The organism is Streptomyces sp. NPDC001450, assembly GCF_053597295.1.
Map to the genome: position 1 here is coordinate 178308 of NZ_JBSFHY010000008.1, position 11126 is coordinate 189433.

General features: G+C 71.0%; 9 protein-coding genes and 1 pseudogene. 8 read left to right on the forward strand and 2 right to left on the reverse strand.

Annotation, left to right across the window (positions count from 1 at the left end; all coding sequences use genetic code 11):
* Positions 1-16 precede the first annotated feature (16 nt).
* Complete coding sequence (locus tag ACWC5O_RS11400; RefSeq protein ID WP_450780958.1) at positions 17-1846, forward strand: peptidoglycan recognition protein family protein; 1830 nt, start codon at positions 17-19, stop codon at positions 1844-1846.
* Positions 1847-1891: 45 nt separating this feature from the next.
* On the opposite strand, the gene ACWC5O_RS11405 is transcribed toward ACWC5O_RS11400, so the two are convergent.
* Positions 1892-2383: a MarR family transcriptional regulator gene (locus ACWC5O_RS11405; RefSeq protein WP_450586275.1), complete on the reverse strand. Its 492-nt coding sequence runs from the start codon at positions 2381-2383 to the stop codon at positions 1892-1894.
* A gap of 81 nt (positions 2384-2464) precedes the next feature.
* Here ACWC5O_RS11405 and ACWC5O_RS11410 point away from each other — a divergent pair, with 81 nt between their 5' ends.
* The 7 genes from ACWC5O_RS11410 (at position 2465) to ACWC5O_RS11440 (ending at position 10907) form a co-directional block, all read left to right on the forward strand.
* Positions 2465-2818 (forward strand): HGxxPAAW family protein, encoded by a 354-nt coding sequence (locus tag ACWC5O_RS11410; RefSeq protein WP_450586276.1) that lies wholly within the window; start codon positions 2465-2467, stop codon positions 2816-2818.
* A 57-nt stretch (positions 2819-2875) separates the two neighbouring features.
* Positions 2876-3748, forward strand: a complete 873-nt coding sequence (locus ACWC5O_RS11415) for a DUF2797 domain-containing protein (protein ID WP_450586278.1) — start codon at positions 2876-2878, stop codon at positions 3746-3748.
* Between the two features lie 164 nt (positions 3749-3912).
* The gene (locus tag ACWC5O_RS11420) at positions 3913-4653 is read left to right on the forward strand and encodes a response regulator transcription factor (protein ID WP_236053546.1); all 741 of its coding nucleotides are present in this window, start codon (positions 3913-3915) and stop codon (positions 4651-4653) included.
* Positions 4650-6314: an ATP-binding protein gene (locus ACWC5O_RS11425; protein ID WP_450586281.1), complete on the forward strand. Its 1665-nt coding sequence runs from the start codon at positions 4650-4652 to the stop codon at positions 6312-6314. Before ACWC5O_RS11420 ends, ACWC5O_RS11425 begins: the two co-directional genes overlap by 4 nt.
* A 14-nt stretch (positions 6315-6328) precedes the next feature.
* Positions 6329-7795 carry a glycosyltransferase gene (locus tag ACWC5O_RS11430; protein ID WP_450586282.1) on the forward strand — a complete coding sequence of 489 codons (1467 nt, stop codon included), beginning with the start codon at positions 6329-6331 and terminating at the stop codon, positions 7793-7795.
* Entirely contained in the window at positions 7792-10014 is a 2223-nt protein-coding gene (locus ACWC5O_RS11435; RefSeq protein WP_450586284.1) for an ArnT family glycosyltransferase, read from the forward strand. Before ACWC5O_RS11430 ends, ACWC5O_RS11435 begins: the two co-directional genes overlap by 4 nt.
* Before the next feature lie 137 nt (positions 10015-10151).
* A complete protein-coding gene (locus ACWC5O_RS11440; protein ID WP_450586286.1) occupies positions 10152-10907 on the forward strand; it encodes a TetR/AcrR family transcriptional regulator in 756 nt (251 codons plus the stop codon).
* On the opposite strand, the pseudogene ACWC5O_RS11445 reads toward ACWC5O_RS11440, so the two are convergent.
* Positions 10908-11012: pseudogene (locus tag ACWC5O_RS11445) on the reverse strand (PPOX class F420-dependent oxidoreductase); the annotation flags it as partial.
* Positions 11013-11126 lie beyond the last annotated feature (114 nt).

The following is an 11126-nucleotide window of genomic DNA, read 5'->3' on the forward strand; positions in this document are numbered from 1 at the left end:
AGTTCAGGAGAAGCACATGGTCACCATCATCGAGCGCGGCGAATGGCACGCGCTGCCCCCGAAGAAGATCGATCCGGAGCCCTTCACGCCCTGGCAGGGCGGGGTGGTCATCCACCACGAAGGGGCCGGACTCGTCGCCACCGATCCCCATGACGAGTGCTACGCACAGGTCCGGGACATCCAGAAGAACGCGATGTACTACAGCGTCCTCAACGAGCTCAAGGAGTTCGCCGGGTTCAGGGAGAAGGAGTACGACGACATCCCGTACAACTTCGTCATATGCCAGCACGGCGGCATCTTCGAGGGCCGCGGGTTCGACCGGCGGTCCGCCGCCAACGGGACCGAGCTGAAGGGCGCCAACCAGAACTACTACGCGATCATGGGCCTCATGGGGGCGGACGACCAGGTCGCCCCGGAGATGGTCACGGCGTTCAAGGAGCTGATCGGGTTCCTCAGGGACCGCGAGGCCGGCAGCGCGATCGTGGGGCACCGGGACATGCGGCTAACCTACACGGAGTGCCCCGGCAAGTTGTATCCGTACGTCCTGCGCGGCGATCTCGAACCCGACAAGCCCGCCCCCGACGTCCCCACCGACGACGTGCTGTACCTCTACTCGCGCAGCCAGTGGGGCGCGCGGCCGCCGAAGGACGTCACCAGGGTCGAGCCGAGCGAGCGGACCGGATTCACCGTCCACTACTCGGACGGCCCGACGACCCAGACCGTCCGGCAGATCCAGAACTACCACATGGACTCCAACGGCTGGTCCGACATCGGCTACAACTTCCTCGTCGACACCGACGGCCGGATCTTCGAGGGCCGGGGCTGGTACGTGCAGGGCGCACACGCCTACGGACACAACACCAGCCACATCGGTGTCTGCTTCATCGGCGAGAGCGGAGACGCGACGGACCTCGCGCTGTCCGCGATCCGCACGCTCTACGACGAGGCGTGCCGGATGACCGGACGCGACCTGGAGAAGACGTATCACGGAGGCCTCTCCGGGAACTCCACGGACTGCCCCGGCGCCCAGCTGCGCGCGTGGGTGCAGGGCGGCATGGAGGCGACGGTCCGCTCCATCGAGTACGGGACGGGCGGGGCCACCGGCGACTCCAGCGGGGGTGCGGGCGGCGGTATGACCCAGGTCCGGTCCGTGGCCGAGCAGCAGCAGGCGGTCAACGGCCTCGGCTACAGCCCGGCGTTGGACGTCGACGGCCTGTGGGGGCCGAAGACGGACGCGGGTGTGCGCTGGCTGCAGGGCAAGGTCGGCACGGGTGCGGACGGTCTGTGGGGTCCGGCCACCGAGACGGCGTACAAGGCCTACACGGGCGGGAGTTCGGGTGGCGGCGGTATGACGTCGGTGCGCTCGGTGAAGTCCCAGCAGTGGGCGGTCAACAGCATCGGCTACAGCCCGGCGTTGGACGAGGACGGCCTGTGGGGGCCGAAGACGGACGCGGGTGTGCGCTGGCTGCAGGGCAAGGTCGGCACGGGCGCGGACGGACGGTGGGGGCCGGCCACCGAGTCCGCCTACTACGCGTACATCGACGACGGCGCCGGTCTGGCCGTGGACGGCGACTTCGGACCCGCGACGGTCAGGGCCACGCAGCGCGCGATCGGCGTCACCGTGGACGGACAGTGGGGCACGGACTCCAAGCGAGGGCTCCAGCACCATCTGAACGTGTGGTCGGGGGCGAGTCTGGTCGAGGACGGCATCACCGGGCCGGCCACGTACAAGGCCCTGCAGACCCATCTGAACAGGATGACCGGTGCCGGTCTGACCGTGGACGGGGTCTGGGGGCCCGCCACCGTGAAGGCGCTGCAGACCGCGCTGAACCAGGGCAGGTTCTAGGTCCCGCGTGGTGCGCCGGTGAGGGCGTCGTGCAGGGTACGGGTCTCAGCACTCCTCTTCCGGGTCGTTCCGGTTCAGCTTCTCCAGGTAGTCGTGGGCCAGCGTCGTCGCCCGGGTGAACCAGTCCGTGATGACCGCCAGCTCCTCGGGGGAGTAGTCGGCGAACAGGGTCGTGAGGCGCTTGTAGTGGCCCGCGTACACGGCCTCGACGCGGGCCACGGCGGCCGGTACGGCGGCCACGCGCACCCGGCGGCGGTCCGCGGGGTCGGGGCGGCGGGTGACGTAGCCCGCGCGTTCCAGGCGGTTGAGGATGCCGGTCACCGCGCCCGTGGTCACGTGGGCGCGGGCCGCGAGGTCGCCGGCCGTGAGCAGTTCCTCGCCGGCCTCCAGGACGAAGGCGAAGCAGGTCAGGTCGGTGACGTTCAGTCCCAGCCGCCGGGCCAGTTCCTGCTGTCCGATCAGGTGGGCGGCGATGAGGTGGTCCATCGCCGACAGCGCCTGGGGCGGCGTGGCGGGCGGTCGGGGCGTGCCGTCCATCTTTCGGAATCCCTTAGCTCGTGAGATATTCGGGTGGTAAATGTCTTAGCCCGTGAGGGATCTTGCCCTGGAGGCGGTTCCATGAGTCTGTACGACGAGGGTCACACGATCGCCGGTTGGACCGGCTTCGGCATCGCTGCCGTCGGAAGCGGCGTGGTGGGGTTGGGGGTGTGCACGGCCTCCGTGCCGGCCGCCGTGGGCGGGCTGGCGATCGTCGCGGTGAGCGTCCTGGTCACCTGGGTGCTCCACCTGTCCGGCTGGGGCAAGCCGCCGGGGGTGCGACCACGGGACCAGTGGGGGATGCGGATCCGGGACACCCGGGCCCGGGAAGGGCATGCCGGGTGCGTGGGGTGCCGGCTGGCGGGGCGGGGGCGGACCGCGGCGGATGCGATGCCGGTGCCCGTGGCGCAGGGCGAGGTTCGCGTCGAATCGTAGTGCCCCTCCCGGCCGCCCGCACGGCGTTGTCAGTGCTCTCTTCTACCCTCGAGAGCGATGGCACACAGGTGGAAATGCTCCGGACTGCGCTGGACGCCGGACGGCCCCGTGCTGGTCTGGGACGGCGGGCGGCGCAGTGCGCTGCCGTGGGGGAAGCGGGTCGCGTTCGGCGTCGCGGAGGGCTCGGCGCGGCAGTGCGTGGGGGCGCGGGGGCATGGGTGCGCGGTGCGAGCCGTGGTGCCGGGGCGGAGCACGGGAGCCCGGTGCGAGGAGTGTGCGCGGCTGGACCGGGCGCACTCCGTGGCCGCCGACACCATGGCCGATGACCCGCGGCCGTACCACGTCTATCTGGCCTGGTTCGGACCCGGCATGGTCAAGGTCGGCATCACCGCCGTCGAGCGCGGTTCGGCGCGGCTGCTCGAGCAGGGTGCCGTCTGCTTCAGCTGGCTGGGCACCGGACCGCTGATGGCCGCCCGGCGCACCGAGGAGCTGCTGCGGGCCGCCCTCCAGGTCCCGGACCGGATTCCGTACGCCGAGAAGCGGGCGGTGCGGGCGGTGCTGCCGGAGACGGAGGACGAGAGAGCCGCAGAAGTGCGGGAGGTGCACGCGCGTGCCGTCGTACTCGACGCGTGGCCCGAGTCGTTGCGCCGGGAGCCGTGCCAACCGGTCGATCACGTCAGGCACTTCGGGCTCTCACGGCCACCGGCCGCCGTCGGTGACGTCGTCGAGCTGGTCCCGGGCGGCGCCGTCAGCGGTGAGCTGGTCGCTGCCGCCGGGCCCGATCTGCATCTGGCGGTCGACGGGCGCGGGGTCGTCGTCCTCGACACACGGCTCATGACCGGGTGGGAGCTGATGCCGCTGCCGCGTGAGGTCAGCGCTTTCACCGTCCCGACAAGGGAGTTCAGGAGGGAGCAGGACGGACTCTTCTGACCCACGGCCCGAAGGTCAGGACATCGCCCGGGTCGAGCGCAGCCACGGGTTCACGCGTGCGTGAGTGGTTCCCAGGGGTTCCCTGAGAAGCGCCTGTGCGTTTCTTAGGGAAATCACAGAGTCGTGAAAGCGTGTTCTCAGAGGACCCCGACATGGTGTCCGCCATGACCACGACCTCGCCCCAGGGGCGCACCGAACTGCTGAGGCCGGACGGGAGCCCCGTCCGAGTGCTTGTGGTGGACGACGAGCTGTCGATCACCGAACTGCTGAGCATGGCCCTTCGATACGAGGGCTGGCAGATCAGGAGTGCGGGGGACGGCCAGGGGGCCGTCCAGACGGCCCGTGAGTTCCGGCCCGACGCCGTCGTGCTGGACATGATGCTGCCGGACATGGACGGGCTGGCCGTCCTCGGGCGGCTGCGCCGTGAGCTGCCCGACGTGCCCGTCCTCTTCCTCACCGCCAAGGACGCCGTCGAGGACCGTATCGCCGGCCTCACCGCCGGCGGCGACGACTACGTCACCAAGCCGTTCAGCCTGGAAGAGGTGGTGGCCCGGCTGCGAGGGCTCATCCGCCGGTCCGGGGCCGCCGACCGACGGTCCGACTCCGTGCTCGTCGTGGGAGACCTGACCCTGGACGAGGACAGCCACGAGGTCTCGCGGGCCGGGGAGTCCATCCACCTCACCGCCACCGAGTTCGAGCTGCTCCGCTTCCTCATGCGCAATCCGCGGCGCGTGCTCAGCAAGGCGCAGATCCTGGACCGTGTGTGGTCGTACGACTTCGGCGGGCAGGCCAACGTGGTCGAGCTGTACATCTCGTATCTGCGGCGGAAGATCGACGCCGGGCGTGAGCCCATGATCCACACCCGGCGTGGGGCCGGTTACCTGATCAAGCCCGCCGCGTCATGAGCGGGCGACGACGGCCGCGTCCGCAGAAGCGGCATGGGGGTCCCCCCGCTCGAGCGAAGTCGAGAGCGGGGGAGGGACAACCGCGCACCCTGCGGACGCGGCTCGTCGTCGCGTCCGTGGTGCTGATCGCCGTGGTCTGCGCGGTGATCGGCACCGTGACGACGCTCGCGCTGCGCACCCATCTGTACGACCAGCTGGACGACAAGGTCCGCGACATCGCCATACGCGCGGCGGGCGGCCGGCTGCCGGGCGGTACGGAACCGGGTGGCCCGACGGTGCCCGTCTCACCGTCCGGGACCAGCAGCACGCCGAGCGAGCGTGTCGAGCACCTCCTGACCAACGGCCCGACGCAGCCCAACACCGTCGCGGCGTACGTACAGAACGGCTCGATCGCCAGCGCCGGCAAGGCCGTTCAGCTGAGCGACAGTTACAACAGGTTCCGCAAGATGAGCGCCGTCGATCTCACCGCCGCGCAGAAGCGGGCGCTCGCCAAGGTGCCGAAGGACGACAACGCGCACACGGTGGAGCTCCCCGGTCTCGGGGACTACCGGGTCCGGTACCAGGTGAGTCCCGACGGCAGCGACGCCTTCTACGTCGCCCTGCCCACCAAGGACGTCGACGGCAACATCGACACCCTGATCGTCGTCGAGGTCTGTGTCACCGTGGCGGGACTGCTCGCCGCCTCCCTCGCCGGCTTCGTCATCGTCGGCGTGGCCACCCGCCCCCTGCGCAAGGTCGCCGCCACCGCCACCCGGGTCTCCGAACTCCCCCTGCACACCGGCGAGGTCAACCTCAGCGAGCGGGTCCCGGAGTCGGAGTGCGACCCGCACACCGAGGTCGGCCAGGTCGGCGCCGCGCTCAACCGGATGCTCGACCATGTGCACGGCGCCCTGCACGCCCGCCAGCAGAGCGAGATGCGGGTACGGCAGTTCGTCGCCGACGCCAGTCATGAGCTGCGGACGCCCCTCGCGTCCATTCGCGGGTATGCCGAGCTCACCCGGCGCGGGCGCGAGCAGGTCGGGCCCGACACCCGGCACGCGCTCGGGCGGATCGAGTCCGAGGCCGGGCGGATGACCCTCCTCGTGGAGGATCTGCTGCTGCTCGCCCGGCTGGACGCCGGCCGGCCGCTGCAGTTCGAGCAGACCGACCTCATCCCGCTCGTCGTGGACACCATCAGCGACGCCCGCGCGGCCGGCATGGACCACAACTGGCGGCTCGACCTGCCGGACGAGCCCGCGCCGGTGTCCGCGGACGCGGCCCGGCTGCAGCAGGTGCTCGTCAATCTGCTGGGCAACGCCCGCAACCACACGCCGCCCGGTACGACCGTCACCGCGCGCGTGCAGCGGCGCGGACCCTGGATGTGCATCGACGTCGAGGACAACGGGCAGGGGATCCCGCCCGAACTGCTCCCGCACGTCTTCGAGCGGTTCGCGCGCGGGGACTCCGCGCGCTCCCGTGCCACCGGCTCCACCGGGCTCGGCCTCGCCATCGTGCAGGCCGTCGCGGCCGCGCACGGTGGTGCCGTGACCGTGGACAGCGTGCCTGGGCGGACCGTGTTCACGGTGCATCTGCCGGCGCTCGCCCCGCAGCCGGACATGAGCCGGCAACAGCACTCACAGGCAGAGCACAGTGCCACCACATGGGTGCAACAGGGCGCTTGACGAGAGTCGGTTCCATGCGAACCGACTCTTCTCCCGGCACCCTGCCGGCGCGGGAGCACCTCCCGGCCGGAAACGCCGGTACGCCTGTCCTGGACGTAGTGATCCCCGTCTACAACGAGGAGAAGGACCTCCAGCCGTGCGTGCTCAGACTGCACGATCACCTCAGGCGCACCTTCCCGTACGCCTTCCGCATCACGATCGCGGACAACGCGTCCACGGACAGCACCCCGCTGGTGGCGGCGCGGCTGGAGGCGGAGATCCCCGAGGTCGCGGGCTTCCGGCTGGAGCAGAAGGGCCGCGGACGCGCCCTGAGGACCGTGTGGTCGGCGTCCGACGCGCCGATCCTCGCGTACATGGACGTCGACCTGTCCACCGACCTCAACGCCCTGCTGCCGCTGGTGGCGCCGCTGATCTCGGGCCACTCGGACCTGGCGATCGGCTCCCGGCTCGCCCGTACCTCCCGGGTCGTGCGCGGCACCAAGCGTGAGTTCATCAGCCGGGCCTACAACATGATCCTGCGCGGCTCGCTGCAGGCCCGCTTCTCGGACGCGCAGTGCGGCTTCAAGGCCATCCGGCGCGATGTCGCCCAGGTGCTGCTGCCGCTGGTGGAGGACACCGGCTGGTTCTTCGACACCGAGATGCTGGTGCTCGCCGAGCGGGCGGGGCTCAGGATCCACGAGGTGCCGGTCGACTGGGTCGACGACCCCGACTCGACCGTGCACATCGTCAAGACGGCCACTGACGATCTCAAGGGCGTGTGGCGCATCGGCAAGGCGCTGGCCGGCGGTTCGCTGCCGCTGGACCGGCTCACCCGGCCCTTCGGCGACGACCCGCGCGACCGCGAGATCCAGGACGTGCCCAAGGGGCTGGCCCGCCAGCTCGTCGGGTTCTGTGTGGTCGGCGGCCTGTCGACGCTCTTCTACCTGGTGCTCTACAGCGTCTTCCGGCAGTTCTCCGGCTCGCAGGTCGCCAACGCGCTCGCCCTGCTGGTCTCGGCGATCGCCAACACGGCCGCCAACCGCCGGCTGACCTTCGGGGTGCGCGGCCGGGGCGGCGCCGTCCGGCACCAGGCCCAGGGCCTGGTCGTCTTCGGTATCGGACTCGCCCTGACCAGCGGCTCCCTGGCCGCCCTGAACGCGGCCACCGGTGACCCGGCGCACTCCACCGAGCTGGCGGTGCTCATCGCCGCCAACCTCGCGGCGACCGTCCTGCGCTTCCTGCTCTTCCGTGCCTGGGTGTTCCCGGACCACCGGGAGTCCGGCCGGGAATCGACGGTGGTGGCGACGCACCACGCGTCCTCGCCCACCTACAGCACGACGGCTCCGTACGCACCGCTCCCGCAGCGCCCCGTGTCGTACCGGCAGCCGTACCAGACCACCCAGGTCCGCGCCGGTGAAGCCGCGGACGGCAACTGGAGGGACGCCACCATGCGGCTGCAGCCGGTGCGCCCTCACGACACCGACCCGGGGGACCCCCGATGACCACCCACTTCGACCAGCCGACCACCCAGCAGGGCAGCCCCAGCGCCTGGGGCCCGCCGTCGGCCGCTCCCCCGCAGGCCGCTCCCCCGCAGGCCGGTGAGCCGCGACAGCCCCTCGTACGCAGACTGTGGCGCGGCCGCCCCGAGGACCCGCGCTGGGCACGCCCGGCCTTCCTCGGCCTGCTGGCCCTCACCCTCGTCACCTACCTCTACGACCTGAGCGCCTCCGGCTACGCCAACTCCTTCTACTCGGCGGCCGTCCAGGCGGGCAGCAAGTCCTGGAAGGCGTTCTTCTTCGGCTCGCTGGACGCGGGCAACGCCATCACCGTCGACAAGCCCTCGGCCTTCATGTGGCCGATGGAGCTGTCGGTGCGGATCTTCGGCCTGAACTCGTGGGCGATCCTCACCCCCGAGGTCCTCATGGGCGTCGGCTCGGTGGCGGTCGTGTACGCGGGTGTACGGCGCCGGTTCAGCCCCGCGGCCGGACTGATCGCGGGCGCGGTGCTCGCGCTGACCCCTGTCGCGGCGCTGATGTTCCGGTTCAACAACCCGGACGCGCTGCTGGCCCTGCTGATGGCGCTGGCCTGCTACTTCGTCGTCCGTGCCGTGGAGGACGGGCGGACGAGGTGGCTGGTGTGGGCGGGTGCCGCGATCGGCTTCGCGTTCCTCGCCAAGACGCTGCAGGCCTTCCTGATCCTGCCGCCGCTGGCCATCGTCTACGCGGTCTGCGGTCCGGTGAGGCTGCGCAAGCGCCTGGTGCAGCTGGGACTGGCGACCGTCGCGCTCGTCGTGGCCGGCGGCTGGTGGGTCGCGATCGTCGAGCTGTGGCCGGCCTCCTCCCGCCCCTACATCGGCGGTTCGCAGAACAACAGCTTCCTGGAGCTGACCTTCGGCTACAACGGCCTCGGCCGGATCAACGGCGACGAGACCGGCAGCGTCGGCGGCGGTGGCGGTGGCAACGGCTCCGGCCGCTGGGGCGCCACGGGCTGGGACCGGATGTTCAGCTCCGAGATCGGCAGCCAGATCTCCTGGCTGCTCCCGGCCGCGCTGATCCTGCTGGTCGCGGGCCTGTGGGCGACCCGCAAGGCACGGCGTACGTCCGTCACGCGCGCCTCGTTCCTGGTGTGGGGCGGCTCGCTGCTGATCACCATGGTGGTCTTCAGCTACATGGCGGGCATCTTCCACCAGTACTACACGGTGGCCCTCGCCCCCTACATCGCGGCCGTCACCGGCATGGGCGCCGGGCTGCTGTGGGAGAAGCGGAAGGAGACCTGGGCGTCGCTCACGCTCGCCGCCGCCGTGGTGGCCACGGCCGCCTGGGGCTACGTCCTGCTCAACCGCACCTCCGGCTATCTGCCCTGGCTGAAGTGGCTGGTCCTGATCGGCGGGCTCGCGGCCGCGTTCGGCCTGATCTTCGCGGGCCGCATCTCGCGGCAGCTCGCCCTCGGTGCGGCGGCGGTGGGCCTGCTGGCCGCGCTGGCCGGTCCGACGGCGTACACCCTCAGCACGGTGAACTCCGCGCACACCGGCTCCATCCCGACGGCCGGCCCGGCGGGCGCGAGCATGATGGGCTTCGGAGGCGGTCGTCCGGGTGGCGGCTTCGGCGGCGGAACGGGCGGCGGCTTCGGTGGCGGAATGCCGGGCCAGCAGGGCCAGCAGAACGGCAACGGGAACATGCCGGGCGGCCAGGGCCAGGGCTTTCCCGGCGGGGGCATGCCGGGCCAGAACGGCAACAGCCAGGGCCAGAGTCAGGGGCAGGGCCAGAACCAGCAGAACGGCAACGGCTTCCCGGGCGGCGGTCAGCTGGGCGGGGGCGGCCGTATGGGCGGCGGCGGTGGCGCCGGCGGCCTGCTGAACGGCGCGAACGTCAGCTCCGCGGCCAAGAAGCTGCTGGAGAAGGACGCGGACGAGTACACCTGGGTCGCCGCCTCCATCGGCTCCCAGAACGCCGCGAGCTACCAGCTGGCCACCGGTGACCCGGTGATGGCGATCGGCGGCTTCAACGGCACCGACCCGTCCCCGACGCTGACCCAGTTCAAGAAGTACGTGGCGGACGGAAAGATCCACTACTTCATCGCCGGCGGCGGCATGGGTGGGGGCATGGGAGGCAGCAACAGTGGTACGTCGTCCCAGATCACCTCGTGGGTCGAGAGCAACTTCAAGAAGGTGACGGTCGGTTCGGCCACCTTCTACGACCTGACCCAGAAGGCCGGTGGCTGAGCGGGCCGGTAGCGGAGCTCGCCGTGTTCGCGTACCGGAAGAGGTGCGGGTCGACGAACCGATGCTCGACCCGCACCTCTTCCCGGCTGCACTCCTGGCATCTTTGGAAGGGGCCGGATCTCCAGAGAGGTGCGTCGATGGCGAAGGCGGGTGCGCGGTCGGTGCGGGCCAGTGTGTGGTTGGAGGGGAAGACGCGGCGGGGTGGGCGTAGCGCGCAGCCCTCGGAGCTCGACCGGGACCGGATCACCGCCGTGAGCGTGCGGCTGCTGGACGCCGAGGGGCTGGCGAAGTTCTCCATGCGGCGGCTCGCCGGTGAGCTGAACGTCACCGCGATGTCCCTGTACTGGTACGTCGACACCAAGGACGACCTGCTCGAACTCGCCCTGGACGCGGCCTACGGCGAGCTGCGGCTGCCCGTGTCGGAGGACACCGCCGACTGGCGGGAGCAGCTGCGGGCGCTGGCGGCCGAGTACCGGGTGCTGCTGGTGCGCCATCCCTGGATGTCGCCGCTGGCCGGTCGGTACCTCAACATCGGCCCCGAGTCGCTCGCCTTCTCGCGCAGTGCGCAGCGGGTCATCCGGCGCGCCGGGCTGCCGGCGCACCGGGTGACGGGCGCCATCTCGGCCGTGTTCCAGTTCGTGTACGGCTACGGCACGCTGGAGGGCCGGTTCCTGTCCCGGATCGCGGACTCCGGCCTGCCCCCGGACGACTACTTCCAGCAGGCCATGAGCTCGGCCCGGCAGGACCCCGAGGCCGCGGGCTGTCTCCAGGAGACCAAGGAGATCATGGGCGCCCGCGGCGGCGACACGGTCGCCGAGACGATGGACCGGGACTTCACCTTCGCCCTGGACCTGCTGGTGGCCGGTATCGAGGCGATGGTCGACCGCGGCTGACTACTCCGAGACCAGCCGTGCGGGGAAGCCGCCCGTCGCCACGGGCCCCCACCGTTCCGGAGTGACCCGGATGATCGACTTGTCCTGCTTGACCATCGCCTCCCGGGCGCCTTTTTGTTTGCGCCCCTCGCACTGCTTCGCAGGCTTCGGAGCGCTGCGCCGGACTCCGTCCGTCGGTCTGTGCCGGGCTGGGAGGTCTACCCCTCGGCCACCAGTCGC

What these genes read in the sequence shown, in the direction of transcription:
- ACWC5O_RS11400 (WP_450780958.1), top strand. Translation starts at nt 17, where the DNA reads ATGGTCACCATCATCGAGCGCGGCGAATGGCACGCGCTGCCCCCGAAG.
- ACWC5O_RS11405 (WP_450586275.1), bottom strand. Translation starts at nt 2,383, where the DNA reads ATGGACGGCACGCCCCGACCGCCCGCCACGCCGCCCCAGGCGCTGTCG.
- ACWC5O_RS11410 (WP_450586276.1), top strand. Translation starts at nt 2,465, where the DNA reads ATGAGTCTGTACGACGAGGGTCACACGATCGCCGGTTGGACCGGCTTC.
- ACWC5O_RS11415 (WP_450586278.1), top strand. Translation starts at nt 2,876, where the DNA reads ATGGCACACAGGTGGAAATGCTCCGGACTGCGCTGGACGCCGGACGGC.
- ACWC5O_RS11420 (WP_236053546.1), top strand. Translation starts at nt 3,913, where the DNA reads ATGACCACGACCTCGCCCCAGGGGCGCACCGAACTGCTGAGGCCGGAC.
- ACWC5O_RS11425 (WP_450586281.1), top strand. Translation starts at nt 4,650, where the DNA reads ATGAGCGGGCGACGACGGCCGCGTCCGCAGAAGCGGCATGGGGGTCCC.
- ACWC5O_RS11430 (WP_450586282.1), top strand. Translation starts at nt 6,329, where the DNA reads ATGCGAACCGACTCTTCTCCCGGCACCCTGCCGGCGCGGGAGCACCTC.
- ACWC5O_RS11435 (WP_450586284.1), top strand. Translation starts at nt 7,792, where the DNA reads ATGACCACCCACTTCGACCAGCCGACCACCCAGCAGGGCAGCCCCAGC.
- ACWC5O_RS11440 (WP_450586286.1), top strand. Translation starts at nt 10,152, where the DNA reads ATGGCGAAGGCGGGTGCGCGGTCGGTGCGGGCCAGTGTGTGGTTGGAG.